This is a genomic window from Leptolyngbya sp. PCC 6406, from assembly GCF_000332095.2.
GTDB lineage: Bacteria > Cyanobacteriota > Cyanobacteriia > Phormidesmidales > Phormidesmidaceae > PCC-6406.
Genome location: NZ_KI913949.1, coordinates 1,616,926 through 1,636,410, shown reverse-complemented (window position 1 = coordinate 1,636,410; position 19,485 = coordinate 1,616,926). Strand labels below are relative to the sequence as shown.

Sequence of the window (19,485 nt, the reverse complement as noted above, 5' to 3'; positions counted from 1 at the left end):
GGCAGGAGTTTTGAATTTTGAGTTTTGAATTAAATTCCTGGTGCCCTGGCTCTGCCTGGGTACCTCTTCTGGAGGCTCTGCCTCCCCTGTTTTCCGTAAACAACCGATCAAAACCTGCTCTGCCCCATAGAGACAAAAAAAATCCCGTTGCGATCGCAACGGGATTGGGTCAGATAGGGTGTGAGGAGAACGCTGTTAAAGGGAAAATCTTTGAGGTCACCGCCGATTAACGGCTGGTGGGTAGGGGCTCAGGCTGCACCGTCAAGGTTTGGTTCCGCCCGTCGCGGGTGAACTCAACGGCCAAATCCTCCCCGACCTGAGTGGCTTCCACCTGGGTTTGCACATCCTGGGCTTCTTCTACTACCGTGTCGCCCACTTTGAGCAGGACATCACCGGGTTGCAATCCGGCTCGGGCAGCGGGGGAATTGGGCATGACCTCTACCACTAGCACCCCATTGCCCTCGGGGATGGTCAAATCCGTTTGCTGGGCTAGGTTAGCCTTGGTCTGCTCATTTAGGGTCACCATGCGAATACCGAGATAGGGATGGTCTACTCGCCCCGTCGCCGCTAATTGATCGGCAATGCGCTCCACCGTGTTGATGGGAATGGCAAAGCCGATGCCCTGGGCATTCTGGATAATAGCGGTGTTCATGCCGATGACCTCACCCTGCTCGTTGAGCAATGGCCCCCCGGAGTTACCCGGATTGATAGCGGCATCGGTTTGGATGAAACTCACCCGCTTGTCGGCAACGCCAACTTGACCACTAGAACGGCCCGTACCGCTGACAATACCCATGGTCACGGTGCTATCGAGTCCCAGGGGATTGCCGATGGCGATGGCCCATTCCCCTGGTTGAAGTTGGTCTGAATCGCTGAGGGCCACCATGGGCAGATCGTTGGCCTCAATATCGATAACCGCTACATCGGTGACGGGATCGGTACCCACCACGCGCCCTTCAAAGGTCCGGCCATCCTTGAGAGTGACCTGTACCGTATCGGCTCCATCCACCACATGGGCATTGGTGAGAATGCGGCCATCTTCGCTGACGATGAAGCCGGAGCCAACGCCCTGTTCTACCCGCTGTTGGGGATCCGGCGCTTCGCCAAAGAATTGGCGAAAGGCGGGATTGCGAAAGATTTCGGGTACCTGGGCGGTGACGGTGCGGGAGGCGTCAATTCTCACTACGGCTGGACCGACTTCCCGCACAATATTGGCGACAAAGCTTGTAGATGTAGGCGCGATGGGCTCATTGACCATCGCAGTTTCCCCTGTCCCATCCACTGCCGCCCCGTCTCCATTCTCTGAGGGGATGGACTCGGCTGGAAGATTGTTGGGGCGGGGCTGCATGGCCTGGAGTGCGCCGGTTCCAGCGGTGGCCAGTCCTGCCCCCAGTAGCACCAGCAACAGGGACTGGCCTGTGCGGGGTATCCAGGAGTAGCCACCAGGCGACTTGGGGTCAGGAAGTTGGTCTGTCATGGTCATCAGTCTAATACGGAGAAGGTAAAGGCTTATCGCTTAAATTCACTGTAGATAGGCGATTTGATTTCCCTGTGACCACGATGTGAAGGCTTTGTGATGCTGGAATTTTCCTGGCTTTCATGACAGGAGTAGGGGATTTCCTGTAAACTCTCCCCTTAGTGGAGATTATACTCTCCCCTAAGAGGAGAATTGCAGCAAAAGGAATGGTTTTACCGTGACAAAAGTGGCAAAAGTATTGATGGGTATGGTCTTGGGACTATACCTGATGGTGGTGATGGGCATCAGTCCGGCAATTGCGGCGGATACAGCCCACGGTGCCCAGGTGTTTGCAAGCAGCTGTGCGGCTTGCCATATTGGCGGCGGCAACGTGGTCAATGGGGCCAAAACCCTGAAGATTGAGGCGCTGAACCAGTACGAGATGGCCTCTATTGAAGCCATCAAAATCCAGGTGACCAAAGGGAAAAACGCTATGCCTGCCTTTCTAGGGCGGCTGACGGAGCAGGATATTGAGGATGTCGCGGCCTATGTGCTGGCCCAAGCTGAACAAGGCTGGTAATTCCCAATCCGTTGCGGGGTGGGGGCTGGTGCTAGGGATTCTGTTGACCTGTGTGGGGATCCTAGCGCTGCCCCAGCCCACTTGGGCTGGACCGTTCCAGCAGGGGGTGGCTGCTGCCACGCGGGGGGATTATGCTGCTGCTACGGACTATTTCACCCAGGCCGTTAAGCAGGGGGATCATCCAGGGGCAGCTTGGGGAAATCGCTGTGCGATCGCAGTTCAGATGAATGCCCTAGATTCTGCGGTGGACGACTGCACTGAGGCTCTAGGACTCCGACCAGATCATCCCCAACCCTATCTCCATCGGGGGCTTGCTCTATATCGCCTTGGTCAGTATGCTGCCGCGATCGCGGATTTCAGCCATTATCTAGCCGCTCAACCGGGGGATGCTCTGGCCCATTACAATCGGGGTCTGGCGGCCTTTGCCCAGGGCCAGTATGAAACTGCGATCGCAGATTACCATGCCGCTCTAGCCCATCGCAGCCAGCTCCAAGCCAGTGCCCAAGCCAGCCTTTACAACGATCTGGGCCTGTTGCACATGGCCCAGTCTCAACCCGCCGTAGCGATGGCCTATCTGGACCAGGCCATCGCCCTAGATGCTCAAGATCCCCGCGCCTATTTCAATCGAGGCTGTATTTGCCACCACCAAAAGCACTATGCTGCCGCCCTGAGTAATTTCGAGCAGGCCCTAGCCCTAGATCCTAACCATGGCGACGCCTATCTAAATCGGGGCGTCACCCGCCATGCCCTCGGGGATGAGGCAGGTGCGATCGCGGATTGGCAACAGGCTGCTCAAGCTTTCCGCGATCAGGGTGAGGCTAGGGGCTATCACCAAGCCCAGCGCCTGCTGCGCCAAGTCCAGGAAATTCCAGTGACCGTTGGTTAGTGCTTGCGGCAATCGGGACGATTGCGCGACGTAGATGAATATAGCCTCCAACCCCATCCGCCATGGCTGGGGCTGATAGGATCAGGATAGGATCGGGTGCCTGTGCCTGATCTTGGGATGATCGCTGTGATGGATCGTCTCGCTGTTACCCTTTTCTGATTGCTCCTATGCTGACCCCCACCGACTTTTTCGAGGTGACCAAATACGCCGGAGCCGCCACCCTGACCATGGCGGTGATCACCCTGATTGCCTTTATCGCAGGGTGGGGGTTCCGTTTTCGTCTAGTGGGGGTGACTGGGTTCATTGGGGTGCTGACGGTGGGCTTGTTTGGCCTCAGCTTCCAGCCCTTTAGTCGCACGACTATTCCGGGGGCAGTACCCTTTCAAACCGTATATGATTCTGGCTCGGCCCAAATCGCGATCGCGGTTCCCCCCACCATCACCCCCAGCGCCCTAGAGGCCACCCTCCAGCAAGCCGCTAGCAACCTGCTAAAACCCAGCCGCCTAGGACTTCTAGGCCAAGTCGCCACAATTCGGGCACGCACCCTAGTCCATGAGGCGGGGGGTGTCTCGCGCTTGGTCTATCTAGGAGAGGTGAAGGCGATTCCCAACCCCGAAACCGGGGAACCCTTGACCATAACCGTGCAGCGTGATCAACTGGCCCAGTTAGCCGCTGCTGCCGACCCGTCCTAGGTGAAGTCGGCCCCAAACTCCGATGCTCTCCCTGCCAAAGCCATGCTCTCTACTGTCTCGACACTGTTGACAATTGCTCCAGCCCAGGTAGTGCGGGGGGCAGGTATCTTAGCAGATCAGGGGTCTGCCATTGCTCGGTTGGGGCAACGCCCCTTGGTGACGGGGGGTGATCGGGCGATCGCGATCGCGGCTCCTGCTCTAGATGCAGCCCTAGGGAAACTCACCCCAGCCCAGATTCCCTTCGGCGGGGAATGTAGCGAAGCCACCCTAACTCGTTTGCGGCAGGCGGCGGAGCAACACCAAGCCGATGTGATTGTCGGCGTGGGGGGCGGCAAAGCCCTAGATGCCGCCAAACTTCTGGCCCATCAACTCCACCTGCCCGTGGTGACCGTACCCACCACCGCCGCCACCTGCGCCGCCTGGACCGCTTTGTCCAATATCTATTCCGATACCGGAGCCTTTCTCTACGATGTCCCCCTCGATCACTGCCCCGATCGTCTCGTGCTGGACTATGACTTGATCGTCACTGCTCCCCAGCGCACCCTGATCGCAGGCATCGGTGACGCCCTAGCGAAATGGTACGAAGCCTCCGTCAGCAGCGGCACCAGCGATCAAACCCTGATCATCGCCGCCGTGCAGCAGGCCCGCGTTCTGCGAGATATTCTGTTTCAGAAAACAGCCGCTGCCCTAGCGGCACCGGGCAGTGAGGTCTGGCGAGAGGTGGTAGATGCCGCCGTGTTAATGGCGGGCGTCATTGGCGGTCTTGGGGGTGCCCAATGTCGCACGGTCGCGGCCCACGCCATCCACAATGGTCTCACCCACCTACCCGCCAGCCACGGCACCCTCCACGGCGAAAAAGTGGCCTACGGCATTCTTGTACAACTGCGCCTAGAGGAAATGGCCCCCGGCACCTCCCTCGCCGCCACCGCCCGCCAGCAGTTGCGCCAGTTCTATGACGAAACGGGTCTGCCCCAAACCCTGAGGGATCTGAATATGGGAGACATTTCCCTGGCCGACCTCACCCATGCCGCTACCGTTGCCTGTCGGGAGGGATCGGACATTCACCACCTGCCCTTCTCCGTTACCCCGGAAGCCGTGGCTGGGGCCATGGTGTCTACCACGGCAGCCCTCATGGTGAGCCGCACCTCCTAACCGATAAATTGAGTTACGGATTTGGACCAATGGACTGACTGACAATTTCCTTCGCCTGCCGTTCAGTCTCTGCCTTGCGCTCACTGTAGCGATCGGTCAACTCGTCCACCTTATCCCGCAGCAGTAGTGTGAACTTGTACAGTTCCTCCATCACATCCACCACCCGATCCCGATAGGCGGAATCCTTCATCGTGCCGTCTTCATTGAACTCCTGGTACGCCTTGGGCACCGAAGACTGGTTGGGAATCGTAAACATCCGCATCCAGCGCCCCAAAATCCGCAGCGTATTGACGGCATTGTAGGATTGGGAGCCACCGCACACCTGCATCACCGCCAGGGTTTTGCCCTGGGTAGGACGGACAGCCCCCAGGCTGAGGGGAATCCAGTCGATCTGCAACTTCAGCAAGCCGCTGATATTGCCGTGCATCTCGGGACTAGACCACACTTGACCCTCTGACCAGAGCACCAGCTCTCGCAATTTCTGAACCTGGGGATGGGTTTCGGGCACGCTGCCATGGAGGGGAAGATCATGGGGATGGAAAAACCGGGCCTCTGCTCCTAGGGATTCTAGAATTCTGGCCGCTTCTTCCGCTAGGAGACGGCTATAGGACCGTTCCCGCAAGGATCCGTACAAGAGTAGAATTCTGGGCTTATGGTCAAATTGCATGGCTTTCTGGTGCCGATGGTTTTACCGACAGCCCAAGCTATCACGGGTAGCAACCCCAGTTACCGGGTTTACCCCATCAGCGTATTCACACATCTGGGCCACCTGGTAGCGGTCAAGAATGGTGCCGGAAAAGTCGGCTCCTTGGATTGTGGCCTCGCCAAAGGAGGTGCTGGTCATGATGGCATCGACTACTAGGGCATTGCTCAGGTCTGCTCCGTCAAAAATGACGCGATCGGCGAAGGACTGAGTTAAGTTCGCCCCCACCAATTTCGCCTTATAAAAATTGCCCTTGGTCAAGATGGTTTGGCTCAGGTCAGCTCCAGAGAAGTTGGCTTCCCGCGCATCTGCCGCCGCCAAGGAGGCCCCTGCCAAATTTTCTCCTGCAAAGTCCTGGCGATTCAGGTCGGAGTAGGTAAAGTCTTGGGTAATTTCGCCTATCGCGATCGCACGAGCCGCTATTCCCCCCCAGAGCACTATTGCGATCGCAAATAGCAGCCCCCCCCGCAAAATTTGCCGCCATTCCCCCGACCGTTGCCAAACCATAGGACTTCTCCCTTTATCCTGCCCCAGCTTTAGCCCATCGGGACTCAGCCATCAGCACGTTTTAGCCCCTATGGTAACGCTCACCCGGAAGGGCGTATCTTTGCTCTCTACTCCTGAGGGGATTCCTAGGAATGCTCTAATACCCCAACTCCCGGTAGTAGCGTTCGGGCAAGTTACTCACGGCTCGCTCCAGTGCTGCCAAAGAACGGTTGTAACCGAGGATGGCCTGTACGAGATTTACTTCCGATTCCGTCAGTGCCGACTGGGCTGTGATCACATCCAACTGGGTGCCCACACCCGCCTCAAAACGCAAACGGGCCAGTCGCAGCGCTTCTCGGGCCTGCTCTAGGGCAAGGCGAGCGGTGTTGATATTTTCCCGATTGGCTTGCAAGGTGAAGTAGGACTGCTCCACATCAAACCGGACCGTGGCCCTGGTTTCCTCAAAGCGGCGATCGGCAATGGCAATATCTGCCTCCCGTTGGGACGCCCGAGCCGCTGCGGCCCCCCCTTCAAAGATCGTCCACGATACCCGCGCCCCAAAGCTATAGTTGTCCACAAAGCCCGATGAACGGCTGAAATTATTTTGCACGCCGTAGTTGGCAAACAGATCTACCTGGGGACCCAGGGCCGATAGGGCAATGCGCCGCTGTTGCTCATTGATTTCTCGCTGGACTAGTTGCTGTTCTAGCTCAGCCCGGTTTTGGTAGGCTAACACGATGCTGTCCTCCAAGGGCAGGGGCCAAGTGCCAGCAATTTGCACCTCTGCCGTGGTGACATCTAGGGATGGGGGGAGATTTAGGCGACGAGCCAGTTGCCGCTGGGCCACTTGGCGATCGCTCTGAGCCTGGACTAACTGCTGACGGGCATTGGCCACCTGGACTTCGGCCCGCAGCACATCAAATCGGGTGCCTACCCCCACCTCTTCCCGCAGTTGGGTGTCCCGTAGGTTGCGGGAGGCTTCCTCTAGAAAAGCTTGGGTGATGGTGATCTGTTCTATCGCCCGTTGCAGGTCGTAATACTCATTGGTGGTGCTGAAGCGTAGGGCCGCCCGCCGCCGCTCTAGCTCTAACTCTGCTAGGCGCACTTGCTCTTCAGCCGTCCGAATGGTGGCTGCCCGCTGGCCAGAATTGTAGATGTTGTAGGTGAGATCCACTTGCCCATTGGCGGAGATGGCTAGGTCGTCGGCTTGGTTGATGCCCGTTGCGGTGATGGAGGTGCTGCGGCTGCTCTGGCCTTGGAGGGTACCGCTGACCGCCACTCGGGGTAGGAGGGCTGCTTGGGCTTCTCTCAGGGCAGCACGGCTCCGCTCCAATTCCAGTTGGGCCACCCGGAGGTCGGGGTTGTTGCGGTAGGCCAGTTCTAGTGCATCCTCTAGGGCAAGGGGCTGGGTACCAATGATGGTGACCTCTTCTGGCTGAGTCTGGATCAGGAGAGGATTGGGGTCAGGGTCAAGGTATTCCAGGGTGTCTACCACCCGTTCTGGGGGAATGGGGAGGACCGGAGGACCGTTGATTGGGGCGGGGGGGATGGGGCTAGTCTCCGGGGAACCTGTCACTTCCCCGTCTCGGAGGGGACGAAAGGTGCCCTCTTCATCTTCCGGTGGCAGGTCGGTAGCTGCGGGGGGATCGGTTTGGGCGAGGGATAGGGGGGCACTGGGGGGCTCAGAGGGCTCGATTTCCGCCTCGATCTCTGGGGAAATTTTTAGGGAAACCTCTGGGACTATCGCTGGGGAAGCCCAGCGCGTCTCTGCCTGGGCAGGAAGACCAAGGGCTAAAAGAATGCCCCAAGGAAGTGCGATGGTCAGGGAGCGGCCCAATGGGGCCACGGTCAGGAACCGGCCCAATGGGGTCAGCCAAAACTGAGCTATACCATTTTCCATGAAATTTATACTCACAGGCACTCGCAGGCTGACGAAGGAGGCGCTTTCAGGGAGTCATAACGGGGCTAACCCGAGGCTCGACCCTAGGATACTACACTGATCAGTTTAGTTGCCGGAAATGCCTCGGGGGGACGCAGGCAGCCCTGGATTAACCCTTCTACCCCCTCCACCACGGTGATGGGGCATTGCAGCGCTTGGCTCACCTCCACCACTTGACGATCGTCTAGAAACAGCCCTTGTTCTGAACCCTCTGCTCCCGGTTTCACCATGACTGAGGGGAGTAGTAGTCCATCCCCGAGGTCGCGATCGCGCAGGTGGTGCAGCAGGTCATGCCCCGTGAGCAGCCCCGTCACCGTCAGGTCTCGGCCCCAGTAGTCACTGGCGAGGGGGGCCAGGGTCACCCGCAATCCTTTTACCTGGTGGAGTCGATCCAGAATAGGCTGAAAGGCGTGCTGTACCGCATTCCCCACTACCCAGGTGTAGTGCCGGGGGGGAGTGACTTGGGGGGGCAATAGTTCCTCAGCCGCCGCTTCAAAGGCAGAAAGAAATTGGCGAATGGAACCCACGCCGTTACCCAGTTGGGGGTAGTCTTCATAGGCTGTCGCTGGGGGCAGCGATCGCCCCGCCAGCAGGAACCATTCATCCGCCAACCAAGCAAAGGTGGTGCCCCAGCGCTGGCGAAATTGGGCCTGGAGAACCTGGACTTGGTCCACTACTTCAGCGGCCTTGGCGGGGGTGACGGGCACGAGCTGATCCGCCGGGGGGCGGAATCGGGTCAACCCCACAGGCACCACCGCCACTGAGGCCACAGCGGGAATGTCAGCGTCATGGAACTGGGCTAGGTCTTGCAGGGTTTGGGTGAGGTGGTCACCGTCGTTGATGCCGGGACACACTACCACCTGGGCATGGATTTGCAGGCGGTGCTCTTGAAACCAGGTCAACTGGTCGAGAATTTGTCCGGCACGGGAATTTTTCAGGAGCCGCGATCGCACCTCCGGTTCCGTCGCATGGATGGAAACGTAGAGAGGCGACAGTCGCAATTGGGCAATGCGATCCCACTCCGCCGGGGGCAAATTGGTCAGGGTCAGATAGCTGCCATAGAGAAAACTGAGGCGGTAGTCATCATCCTTGAGGTACAGCGTGCCCCGCTTACCGGGGGGCTGCTGGTCGATGAAACAAAAGGGGCAGCGGTTATTGCACTGGATTAGCCCATCAAAGAGGGCAGTTTCAAACTCCAGCCCCAGATCATCGTCGTAGTCCTTCTCTAACTCAACGGTGTGGGTTTCCCCCGCCGCGTCTAGCACCTCTAGGGTCAGCTCCTCCTCCGCGCAGAGAAACTGGTAGTCGATCAAATCCCGAGGTCGCTGGCCATTGATGGACACCAGCCGATCTCCCGATTCAAAGCCCAACTCCGCCGCAATCGAGTCCGGTATCACCTGGGTCACCACCGCTGGCTGAATTGAGAGGGTACTCATAACTGTCGAAATTCCGAGGACAGATCATCACCCTACACATTTTGCATGAGTTGCAGGGCAATAGCCGCCAACAGTGCCACCCCAAAGCCCAGGCGATACCACACAAAGACCCAGGTGCTATGGCTTTTGAGGAATTCGATCAACCATGCGATCGCAGCATAGGAAGACACCACCGCCGCGGCCAGTCCACCGATCAGGGACAGCCAGCCAATCCCCGCCATATTGCTCTCCAGCAAGTCCTTTAGCTCCACCAGCCCCGCCAGGGTAATGGCGGGCACCCCTAAGAGAAAGGAAAACCGCGCCGCCGTAGACCGCTCCAGCCCCATAAACAGCCCCGCCGTCAGGGTCGAACCCGATCGCGATACGCCGGGAATAATGGCTAAAGCCTGGGCAATTCCCATCCAAATCCCGTCCCAGAGGCCCAATTTGTCAAACCCCCGCCCTCGCTGGCCCCACTGCTCCGCCGCTGCTAAAAATAGGGCCATAACGATGGAAGCGATGGCAATAGCCGCCGTGCTACGGAGAATCGATTCATCATAGTTGGGCACAAAAACCTTAACCAGCAGCCCAAAAAATACAATCGGCACCGTGCCCAGAAGAATCCCCAGCCCCAGTCGAAAGTCCACAGAAACCCAGTCTCGTCGCTGGGTTGCCCGCACCATATTCAACGTCACCTGGGATAAATCATCCCAGAAGTACCAGAGCATGGCGGCAATACTGCCCAGTTGAATCACGGCAGTAAAGGCCACTCCCGGATCACCCCACCCCAGCAGCACCGGGATAATCTTGACGTGGGCAGTGCTGCTAATGGGCAGAAATTCCGTAAAACCCTGGACAATGCCAATCACAACGGCCTGCCATAAGGGCATGGAGGAAACAGGCTCCGTCAGCGTCTCTGCCAGCAGCATCAGGGAAGGCGCGATGGCCCCAATGGGCCAGTCTGTGACTATCGCGGTCATAGACAGTTCTCATAACTCATAACATCGTTGTCCATACTGACACATCACCCCATCCCCCCCTGTCACCCCCTACATTAGGCGCAGAAACCGCGCCCCTACCATTCGCGGCATCACCCCACCACCTGTCACCCGGCAACAGCCGGGCGGGTTTTGAGCCTCCCATCCCGGATTCCCCATTAGATCCGAGCCAAACCTGCCCCTACGGTGACATCCTGCATTGGGCGCGGAAACCGCGCCCCTACCGGGAAATTCAATTCAAAACGAAACGACTGGATTACCCGGTACGGGGCAGGGCGGGTTTTGCTAGCCCATTCCTGAATCACCCACCCAATCCCGGCTAAACCCGCCCCTACGAGACATTCAAAATTCAAAACTCAAAAATCCCCCCCACTCCCTGGCAGGGCGAGCACCGCTCGCCCTTACCGCGCCTCCACTCCCCCACTCCCCCACATCGGTCACCCGCCACAAGGGCAAGCATCCTATGCCCTCCGGTCAGACTCCGCCCTAGCGTTAGCCATGCCCGAAGGGCTATACGACTCCGTTGCTCCTGCGGAGCCGCTACGCGAACAGGACAGGCAAGGGATTGCCCCTACGGAATTAACTTCAATCCTGGATTACCCGGCACTGGGTAGGGCGGGTTTTGAGCCTCCCATTTGGGATTTCCCAGTAGACACGAGCTAAACCCGCCCCTACGGGATTTACCCCAACACCCCAATACCCCATCACTCCATCACCCCATCACTCCATCACCCCAATACCCCAACACCCCAATACCCCATCACTCCAATACCCCATCACCCCATCACTCCATCACCGCCCCCTGCTCCACCGCTGCCTCCCAGCCCAACCCCTGTCGTACCAACAGCGGCACATCGGTCGCCGTCAGGTCCAGAATTGTGGACAGGCCATAGCTCAGATCGCGATCGTCATCCACAACGACATCCACTTGGCCCCCCACCCGATCAAAAAGTTCTGCCTTAGAGGCATGAGTTGCCCCCTCTGGGCCATGGTCTTCCCCCAACAGCGACAGTGCCGAGGTGGAAATAATAGGATTCCCTAGGGCCGAGAGCAGCCCCTGGCAAATGGCATGGTCTGGAACCCGAATGCCGGTGGTGCGTCGCTTTGGACTCATGACTAACTTGGGCACCTGCTTGCTGGCAGGAAGCAAAAAGGTATAGGGACCAGGAATCAATCGGCGAATAATCCGGTAGGCGGGGTCTGTGACCTCCGCATAGGCCGCAATATTCGACAGAGAGGAACAGAGAAAGGTGAGGGGCTTCTCGTTGGCAAGACTCTTGAGTTGACGGACTCGCTGCACCGCCGCCTTATCACTCAGGTCGCAGCCAATGGCGTATACCGTATCAGTGGGGTAAAGAATCACCGCCCCCTGGCGCAGGGCGTCTCGCACGGCATCTATCTTGCGCCGTTGAGGACTGTCGGGATGAATTTTATAGAACGTAGTCATAGCTCGCTTCCTTAGCCAGCTTCCATAATGAAAGCTGGCCGCTAGGGAAATAGAGCATCGCATGAAAACGTTAGCTTTCCTGGACTGCCCCACCGGGATTTCTGGGGATATGTGTCTCGGGGCGCTGGTGGACGCGGGGGTGCCCTTGGCCTACCTGCAAGCCCAACTAGCCCTGCTCCAACTCTCGGAAGTCTACGACCTGACCGCTGAGACGGTTCATCGCAACGGCTTAGCCGCTACCCAGGTCCAGGTTCACTTAGGGAAAAATTCCAGGCAGAATCCCGGCTATGGTCCCCATTCAGATCCGGATCATGGGCACAGCCATGGTCCCAACTACGCTCCTAATTCGGTTCAGGTTCAGGGGCATGGCCACAGTTCCCACGACGATCATGGCCATATCTCCAACCCGAACCCTGGCCATGGAGTCGATTCTCTGCTACCACCGCCCCGTCACCTAGCGGAAATCACTGCCCTGATCCAGGCTGCGCCTCTGCCGCCCCGTGTGGTCACCTGGAGCCTAGCCATTTTTCAGCGACTAGCCCAGGCGGAAGGGGCCGTCCACGGAATTGATCCCAGTCAGGTCCATTTCCATGAGGTGGGAGCTACCGATGCCATTGTGGATATTGTTGGTACCTGCTTGGGGCTGGATTGGCTCCAGATAGAGGCACTGTACTGCGGTCCCCTGCCTACGGGCTCGGGAACGGTGCGGGCAGCCCATGGGCGCTTGCCCGTGCCCGCTCCCGCTGTCTTGGCGTTAATGGCCATGGCCCAAGCCCCCCTCTACAGCAATGGGCTTCAGGGAGAACTGGTGACGCCAACAGGGGCCGCGATCGCAACCACCCTATGCCAAAGTTTCGGATCAGCTCCCGCTATGGTGCTGCGTCGGGTCGGTCTAGGGGCGGGCAATCGAGACTTAGCCCTGCCCAATATGCTGCGGCTGTGGCTAGGGGAGAGGGTTGGAGAGGAAATTTCGCAAGGGTCAGGAACTGTTCCCAACAGGCCATCGCAGTCCATGCCCACTCCAGTTCCATATATCCCAGTCTCCTCGAATCCCGTAACACCAGATCCTGTAATGCTAGATTCCGTAACACCAGATCCAGAGGCAGTTCCAAAAACAATCCCAGAGAAAACCCCAGAAAAAAAAACAGAGGCAGCAGCAGGCATCGAGACCGTAGTGGTCCTGGAAACTCAAGTAGATGACCTCACCCCCCAAGCTATCGGTTATGTGGGGGAGCGCCTGCTTCAGACCGGAGCCTTGGATGTCTTCACCCAATCCATCACCATGAAAAAATCCCGCCCTGGCCACCTGATTACCGTGATTACCTACCCGGATCAGGTGCCCCAGTGTGAGGAGATCCTATTTCAGGAAACCACAACCCTGGGCATTCGCCGCCAAGAGCAACAGCGCCTGCGCTTGGGACGAGAACACCGCACCGTAATTACCCCCTGGGGACCCGTGGGGATCAAAATCGCCTTTGATCCCCACGGAACTGTAGTGATTAATGCTCACCCAGAATACGAAGACTGTGCCCGCCTTGCCCGCCAGCACCAGATTCCCTGGCGCACCGTCCATCTCCAAGCTCTCTGCCAGTGGCAGCAGAGCCAAGCTGGGGAAAATCCCAATCTGCCATGCCACCTGAGCACTACCCCCACAGAAAAAGCGTAGTGCTCAGTCAATTAATGATTGCTGGGTGATCGAAATCCTGAAGTAAATCCTGAAGTTTAGTTGGGGGTAAATTTTGACGGGTCTTTGACCCGTCAAAATTTACCTAACCGCCGTCGGCCTCAAGGAGTGGGGAAGCCACCTTGACCTGATGTCCCCACTGGGACGCCGTCAATTGGGAAAATACTCGGCAGGCTTCCAGCGCCTCCGCTGACCACTCCACTTTTCCGTTCGGATCCTGAGGATTGATCAGGTTGTACTCCACATTCTCGGCATAGATGGCAAAGGTGACCTGGAAAACCTCCAGAAAGTTAATGACCCAGGCGCATTGATCCGGCGGGAACTGATCGTAGTACCAGATCAGGCTGGCAATGCGGCCCTCTAGGTAGGGGTGAGAGTTGCGGGAGATCAGGATAATTTTAAGCAGGACGATCGCCAGGGACAAAGAACTGCTCTGGGACAGCAGCAGTGTAAAGAGTTCTGAGGGAGACTTTTTATCCTCCGTCATCAAATAATCGATGACCCGATTGCAGGTTCGCAATATAAGGGAGGAATCGACAATATCGTCATCGTATTCCTGGTAGAGGGGGTCGAGACGCAGATGCAGGTGGCGTTTGAGGGTCTTGACCAACTGGGGTTCATGGGCGGAATAGATCAAATACTCGATCAGACTCCGCTTGAAACGGCGATAGCTGAGTTCCTCGGTTTGCGTCAAAAACAAGTGGGCCAAGTTGCGGTAGCTAAACCGCCCCCGCTTGGCCACGATGGTTTTGATGAGGCGCAGAGCACTATCTCCCAGGGCGGTCGGATTTTGCAGTACCCGCTGTTTTGCCAAGGCCGACTGGGAGTGGGCCGTGTACATGGCTAGGTCAAACTTGTACTTGTCCTTCAACCGCCGGGATAAGGTCCGCGCCGCCTCTCGCTGCTCTTGAGGATTGTCAGTATTCATATACTGATCCACTAGCAGATAGGGGGTGTAACGAGAGGTCCAGGGTGTCGTCTTGGCTTCCTCTGAAAACCGAGCGGCAAAAAGTTGGAGATCGCGGTAATCACTGCTCTTCACAAAATGCTGTAGCCATTCCCGTAGCCGCTTGAGTGTGGGGGAAAAGGTCTGGCGGGTAAGGCTTGTGTCTTGAAACAGGGCTACGACGGCTTGAATCGCCTCGTATTTTCGAGCTAGCTCCCAGTTGTTGACCAGGATGTAACATGCGCGCTTGAGGGTGTTGTGAAAGTCGGGCTCAGAGTTGGTAAACAGGATGGCGTAGAGTCCGGCCTCCGCTTCGGAGCTAGTGGTATCCCCCTGGTTGAAAAATAGCCGCTTGAATTCCTCCACCACGACGTCCCACGGCTGATAACGCACGATGTCTAAGAGAAAATCGAAGATCTGCTGCTGTGCCTGCTGAAGAGTCAGTTCGGCACGACTGCTGGAACGGAAGGAGTTTGATTGGCTACGATCCAACACGGTGACGGGGATCCTTTCCATGAACTTATGAGCTGACGCCTAGATATGGAGTGATATAAACCTTGTCCAAGTCCAGAAGTGGAGTTTTCCCGGTGGGGGAACTCCACTTCTGGACTTGGTATAGATCCCTGAGTGTTCCAGAACCGGAAAACGGTAGCAACGTAGGCCCATCCTAGCGGTCTTTACTGACTTCGGTATCGTTCAAGGATATGGATTCGGAACCCGTCAATAGGGAATCTATGGAGATCAACAAGGGCGCGATCGCATATTCCGTAGTTTTATAGGCGTTTTTACGGATGCCCCCATTATTGATCTTCCTGGATGGAAATGGAGGCCCCTGTCAATAATTACGGGAATTACGCGGGTCAATTGCTCCGACTCCATAGCCGTGAAGATGAGCCCCACTTGACCCCAGCCCCATTGACCCGTATTCCGTAAAATGGCGCTGGGGTCCGGGGACTCCAGCGCCATTTGGTCTGTCAAATTACATGGGGGCGGAGGGACTTGAACCCTCACGACCTTGCGGTCAACGGATTTTCATCCTCCCGCAGCTTTCGCTGCTGCCGAAAAGTGCGATCGCGCTTATTCGCCCGTTCTACACCTCTGGCTTTGAGAATTGGACCCTCCCTTTACCCTCGTCTTGACACGTTAGGGTAGCTCCCGTCGGGCCTCTGCACCTTCCAGGGGGTATCCCTGGCTTGGCTCAGGATTGCCATGTCTAGACTGCGTTGACAGCCTAGAGGTAGGTTTCCCTGAGTTTGAGAGCATCCACTTGGCAGGTTTCTCCACCAAGGCCCAGTTTTCCTAAGTCCGTAGCGTCTACCATTCCGCCACGCCCCCGCAGACAACGGGTAAGGTTGCCGTGCTGGCTTTCCATTGTATCGGTCAATAGCCCTTAAAATGAATGGGACTTCATGCTCTTCAGAATTAAGTGCCATGTCCCTTTTGAGCAATTTCAACCTATCCCCCGATACTTTGCTGGCCTTGGCCACCTACGGGGTGCTAGGGGGTGCGTACCTCCTAGTGGTGCCCGCTGCGCTGCTGTTTTACCTCAAGGTGCGATGGCACACTATGGGCTCTGTGGAGCGTACCTTGGTCTATGGCCTAGTATTTGCTTTCTTTCCCGGTATGTTGCTCTTGAGTCCCTTTGTGAATTTTCGTCCCCAGCCCCGTCCCCTCAAGCCCTAGCCATGCGCCGCATTGATGTAATTGGCATTGGCGTTGGCATCTTTACCGTGGGTGGGGTGCTCTACCTGGGTCTGCGGCTGGCGGGGTTAGATACCCTCTCGGCGGGAATCTGGAGTCAGGTACTCTTTCTTGGCGGCTTGCTGGGCTGGATCGCCACCTACCTCTTCCGGGTGGTGAATCGCGATATGACCTACAACCAACAACTTCAGGACTACGAGGACGCGGTGTTGCGAAAGCGTCTAGAGGAGATGACCCCAGAGGAATTAGCTGCGCTCCAAGCGAAATTAGAGGCGGAGGATTGATACGGGAGGTTAGGAAACTCAGCCTTCCGAGTTGAACACCCTAAGATGCGTTACGGTTTCACCTAACGCATCCTACTGGTTTGACACAGCTAAAACTGTGCTTTAGAAATTCCAGCGAATTCCTTTTTAGTGGGCAAAGCCCACCCTAAGTAATGCAGTAATGCACTATTTTAGCTATGTCGTACCACTACTAATACTGGACGGTGGCAGTAATTTACCTCGTTGTCAAAGCGGAAACCCTTCTTTCTGTAAGGGAATCACCTATTCATAGGTGGCCGCAGTCTTCTGGACCCGCATCCGTAAATTTTGGGTTCGCAGTAGTTCCAGATAATTTAGAACTCCCCGGCCCTCAATGACGGGGACTGCTTCAATGGCAGTGAGCAGATATTGAATCGCCTCCTGCTCACTGTAGCCCCGTCGTTGGGCCACACGAATTGCAGCCTCATCCGCCTCAATTTGGCTCTGGGCTCCCTGACGACTGCGCCAGATTTGGCTCGCCGCGATCGCGGCTAAGCCACCCCCGGCTAGAGTGCCCACCACATCCCCTTGAATCAGTTCAAAGATCCCCATCACGGCTCCCGCTGCCACCACCCCTTGATAGGGTTCCAGCTTTAGAAGGCGGACGGAACTAAGCCAGCAGACCGCCTGTAAAAACAACAGATCTCGCTGGGGCAGAGACATTTCCTGCCACAGTACCCAGTTGAGGGTAATCGGGTGACTGCGATGCCAGGGACGGGGAAAGGGAGTTTCAATCACGCTAGTGAGGCGATCATCCAGCATCAGACGGGTGTTCATTCGCCCTGAAGCGGGCATTAACTCCCGCAGGCGGGAAATTTCAGCATTAGTGTTGACTGCCATGGATCTTCGCTGCCATAGAGCCTTCAGGATGGCTCGGATTTCGGGTTACAGGCGGGTTACAGAATGGTGAGGCTTTCCACTAGGGCCGATGTCGCTTCAGGCAACTGCTCTAGCGCGGCATCCTGGGCGGCTACGACTAGCAGGTACACCGCTGCTCCTCGCTGCTGGGCCACAATCGTACCGCTAATGGGGGCTGGGGGAGCCATACCCTGGGTGAACTGACCCGTCCAGGCAATTTGAAGTCCCGTTGAGATCGGCTGAAATGTCTGGGTCTGAAACCCTTCGCCTCGCCCCAACACCTGCCGAGCCAGTTCCACCAGACCAATTTCCGAGAGGGGTGTTTCGCTATTGAGGGGAGCATGAATGAGGCTATAGGCCAAACTGCCATCCGGTGAGGTGAACAAAGAAGACCCTGCTGCCGTGCTCACGGCGTAGCCCTCGGCTAAGCCAATCTGAAACCGATTACGGGGATCTTCATAGGTGCCGCTGAGGGGAAAGGCAGAATTTGCCTCGGTAGCCTCAGTCTCAGGGGCCTCAGTAGCCTCAGTTTCAGTAGCCTCAGTTTCAGTAGCCTCAGTTTCAGTAGCCTCAGTTTCAGTGGCCTCGGTAGCCTCAGTCTCAGTGGTCTCGGTAGCCTCAGTTTCAGGCGTTGGCTCTTGGGCTATCAAAGCTGCGGGGGGTTCCGCTATCGCTACGGAGGCCGCAGGCACCCGCCAAACCAAGGTAAAGATGAGGGCGATTGCCGCCAGACCCAACCACCACCATGTGCGTCGCTTCATTGCTGTCTACACCTACCTGAATATGCCTACCCAGTGGGCTTTAACCCAAAGTCTTCCCTAGCTTACCGGGGAACTCTAGAGACAGCGTAGCCCTTGCCAGAATTTAACGAACACAGAAGGTTTCTACACAGCGCACAAACATTTCTACCCCTATGGCCAGGGCAGTTTCATCGAAATCAAAACGGGGGTGATGGTGGGGGTAGGTGAGATTGCGATCGCGGTTAGCAGACCCTAGGAAAAAGTAGCATCCCGGCACCGCCTCCAAAAAGAAGGCCATGTCTTCTCCCCCCATGGTCTGACAGTCAGGGGTCACCCCCGCAGGCGTCTCTACTACCGAGAGGGCCACCGAGCGCACCATATCGGTCACATCGGGATCATTAACTACAGCGGGGTATAGAGCTCGATAATCGAGGGTGTAGGTGGCCCCCTGGCTGAGGCAGATGCCCCCAATGACCCGATCCAGCCGTTGGGCAAAGAAGTCGCGGTAGCTGGGATCGAAGTAGCGTACTGTCCCACTCATGTGGGCACTGTCGGCAATTACATTCAGAGCCGTTCCCGCCGTCAACTTACCAATAGTGACCACCGCCGCCGCCAAGGGATCAACATTCCGAGACACGATGGTTTGGAGCGCGTTAATGATCTGGGCGGCAACCACGATGGAGTCCACCGTCTGGTGAGGGATAGCACCGTGACCTCCCTGGCCCTGAATGGAGCAATGGAAGAGTTCCGTCGCCGCCATCATGGGGCCAGTCCGCACCCCAATGGTTCCCAGGGGCAAGTTATTCCACAGATGGAGACCAATCATGGCATCCACTCGCGGCGATTCCAGGGCTCCGGCTTCGATCATCGGCTTAGCTCCCCCTGGCCCTTCTTCGGCAGGCTGGAAGAGGATCTTCACCGTCCCTGCAAAGCTATCTCGATGCTGGGAAAGGTAGTAGGCGGTGCCAAGGGCAATCGCAACATGGCCATCATGGCCGCAGGCGTGCATGACGCCATCGTGCTGGGAGCGATAGTCAACCTCATTTAGCTCATGGATCGGCAGGGCATCCATATCCGCCCGGATACCCAGGACGGGACCGGGCCGATCGCCAGGAATCACGGCGACCACCCCAGTCTTGGCCATACCAGACTGGTATTCAATGCCCCATTGGGTGAGCTTTTTGCAGATAAACCGGGCGGTCTGGGCCTCCTGAAAGCCTAACTCTGGGCGCTGATGAATTTGCCGTCGCCAGGTCATGAGTTGGGGCTGGAGCGATCGCAGGGCAAGGCGAACGCTAGCGTACTGGGCCGTAAGTGTGGGGAAAACCGTGGGGAGCATCGAAGTTATCAACCAATTCTTTGATAAGAGGGAGTTTCAAATAACAGCTTTGAAGCTTGAGGACCGCTGCCCATCGCAGGCGGGGGGATCCTTTCGGTTTCATCAATGCTTTTTGTCAACACCAATTTGGGAATGCTACGGGTAGACCAGCCCCTCGATCG

General features: G+C 57.1%; 19 protein-coding genes. 7 read left to right on the top strand and 12 right to left on the bottom strand.

The window, feature by feature from the left end; genetic code table 11:
* Positions 1 to 226: 226 nt before the first annotated feature.
* Complete coding sequence (locus LEP6406_RS0207495) at positions 227 to 1,477, bottom strand: HhoA/HhoB/HtrA family serine endopeptidase (protein WP_008308602.1); 1,251 nt, start codon at positions 1,475 to 1,477, stop codon at positions 227 to 229.
* 217 nt (positions 1,478 to 1,694) lie between these two features.
* On the opposite strand from LEP6406_RS0207495, the gene petJ reads away from it, so the two are divergent.
* From petJ to LEP6406_RS0207475, 4 genes are all read left to right on the top strand, one after another.
* Positions 1,695 to 2,036, top strand: a complete 342-nt coding sequence (petJ, locus tag LEP6406_RS0207490; protein ID WP_008308604.1) for a cytochrome c6 PetJ — start codon at positions 1,695 to 1,697, stop codon at positions 2,034 to 2,036.
* The gene (locus LEP6406_RS0207485; protein ID WP_008308607.1) at positions 1,993 to 2,922 is read left to right on the top strand and encodes a tetratricopeptide repeat protein; all 930 of its coding nucleotides are present in this window, start codon (positions 1,993 to 1,995) and stop codon (positions 2,920 to 2,922) included. Before petJ ends, LEP6406_RS0207485 begins: the two co-directional genes overlap by 44 nt.
* 167 nt (positions 2,923 to 3,089) lie before the next feature.
* On the top strand, positions 3,090 to 3,614 hold the full coding sequence (locus LEP6406_RS0207480) for a Ycf51 family protein (RefSeq protein WP_008308609.1): 525 nt from the start codon (positions 3,090 to 3,092) through the stop codon (positions 3,612 to 3,614).
* 42 nt (positions 3,615 to 3,656) lie between these two features.
* Positions 3,657 to 4,766: an iron-containing alcohol dehydrogenase family protein gene (locus LEP6406_RS0207475; RefSeq protein ID WP_008308611.1), complete on the top strand. Its 1,110-nt coding sequence runs from the start codon at positions 3,657 to 3,659 to the stop codon at positions 4,764 to 4,766.
* Positions 4,767 to 4,779: 13 nt separating this feature from the next.
* Here the strand turns inward: LEP6406_RS0207475 and arsH are convergent, their stop codons facing one another.
* The 6 genes from arsH to LEP6406_RS0207445 form a co-directional block, all read right to left on the bottom strand.
* Positions 4,780 to 5,433, bottom strand: a complete 654-nt coding sequence (gene arsH, locus LEP6406_RS0207470) for an arsenical resistance protein ArsH (protein ID WP_008308613.1) — start codon at positions 5,431 to 5,433, stop codon at positions 4,780 to 4,782.
* A 21-nt stretch (positions 5,434 to 5,454) separates the two neighbouring features.
* Positions 5,455 to 5,976 carry a pentapeptide repeat-containing protein gene (locus LEP6406_RS0207465; RefSeq protein WP_008308615.1) on the bottom strand — a complete coding sequence of 174 codons (522 nt, stop codon included), beginning with the start codon at positions 5,974 to 5,976 and terminating at the stop codon, positions 5,455 to 5,457.
* Positions 5,977 to 6,112: 136 nt separating this feature from the next.
* A complete protein-coding gene (locus tag LEP6406_RS0207460; RefSeq protein ID WP_008308617.1) occupies positions 6,113 to 7,855 on the bottom strand; it encodes a TolC family protein in 1,743 nt (580 codons plus the stop codon).
* An 83-nt stretch (positions 7,856 to 7,938) separates the two neighbouring features.
* The gene (locus LEP6406_RS0207455; protein ID WP_008308619.1) at positions 7,939 to 9,330 is read right to left on the bottom strand and encodes a TIGR03279 family radical SAM protein; all 1,392 of its coding nucleotides are present in this window, start codon (positions 9,328 to 9,330) and stop codon (positions 7,939 to 7,941) included.
* Positions 9,331 to 9,362: 32 nt separating this feature from the next.
* Positions 9,363 to 10,289, bottom strand: coding sequence for an undecaprenyl-diphosphate phosphatase (locus LEP6406_RS0207450; RefSeq protein ID WP_008308621.1), 927 nt, complete (start codon positions 10,287 to 10,289; stop codon positions 9,363 to 9,365).
* Positions 10,290 to 11,091: 802 nt separating this feature from the next.
* Complete coding sequence (locus LEP6406_RS0207445) at positions 11,092 to 11,754, bottom strand: L-threonylcarbamoyladenylate synthase (RefSeq protein ID WP_008308923.1); 663 nt, start codon at positions 11,752 to 11,754, stop codon at positions 11,092 to 11,094.
* A 61-nt stretch (positions 11,755 to 11,815) separates the two neighbouring features.
* On the opposite strand from LEP6406_RS0207445, the gene larC reads away from it, so the two are divergent.
* A complete protein-coding gene (gene larC / locus LEP6406_RS0207440) occupies positions 11,816 to 13,420 on the top strand; it encodes a nickel pincer cofactor biosynthesis protein LarC (protein WP_008308921.1) in 1,605 nt (534 codons plus the stop codon).
* 103 nt (positions 13,421 to 13,523) lie between these two features.
* Here larC and LEP6406_RS0207435 read toward each other — a convergent pair whose 3' ends face one another.
* Entirely contained in the window at positions 13,524 to 14,900 is a 1,377-nt protein-coding gene (locus LEP6406_RS0207435) for a hypothetical protein (RefSeq protein WP_008308919.1), read from the bottom strand.
* A 715-nt stretch (positions 14,901 to 15,615) separates the two neighbouring features.
* Positions 15,616 to 15,768 (bottom strand): hypothetical protein, encoded by a 153-nt coding sequence (locus LEP6406_RS32740; protein ID WP_155834651.1) that lies wholly within the window; start codon positions 15,766 to 15,768, stop codon positions 15,616 to 15,618.
* A gap of 47 nt (positions 15,769 to 15,815) precedes the next feature.
* On the opposite strand from LEP6406_RS32740, the gene ndhL reads away from it, so the two are divergent.
* Positions 15,816 to 16,067, top strand: coding sequence for an NAD(P)H-quinone oxidoreductase subunit L (gene ndhL / locus LEP6406_RS0207430; protein WP_008308918.1), 252 nt, complete (start codon positions 15,816 to 15,818; stop codon positions 16,065 to 16,067).
* Between the two features lie 2 nt (positions 16,068 to 16,069).
* Positions 16,070 to 16,369, top strand: a complete 300-nt coding sequence (locus LEP6406_RS0207425; protein ID WP_008308917.1) for a DUF3007 family protein — start codon at positions 16,070 to 16,072, stop codon at positions 16,367 to 16,369.
* A gap of 261 nt (positions 16,370 to 16,630) precedes the next feature.
* Here the strand turns inward: LEP6406_RS0207425 and LEP6406_RS0207420 are convergent, their stop codons facing one another.
* The 3 genes from LEP6406_RS0207420 to LEP6406_RS0207410 form a co-directional block, all read right to left on the bottom strand.
* Positions 16,631 to 17,227 (bottom strand): DUF3318 domain-containing protein, encoded by a 597-nt coding sequence (locus LEP6406_RS0207420; protein WP_008308915.1) that lies wholly within the window; start codon positions 17,225 to 17,227, stop codon positions 16,631 to 16,633.
* 56 nt (positions 17,228 to 17,283) lie between these two features.
* The gene (locus tag LEP6406_RS33545; RefSeq protein ID WP_008308913.1) at positions 17,284 to 18,006 is read right to left on the bottom strand and encodes a hypothetical protein; all 723 of its coding nucleotides are present in this window, start codon (positions 18,004 to 18,006) and stop codon (positions 17,284 to 17,286) included.
* A gap of 103 nt (positions 18,007 to 18,109) precedes the next feature.
* Positions 18,110 to 19,324, bottom strand: a complete 1,215-nt coding sequence (locus LEP6406_RS0207410) for a M20 metallopeptidase family protein (RefSeq protein ID WP_008308911.1) — start codon at positions 19,322 to 19,324, stop codon at positions 18,110 to 18,112.
* Positions 19,325 to 19,485: the final 161 nt, after the last annotated feature.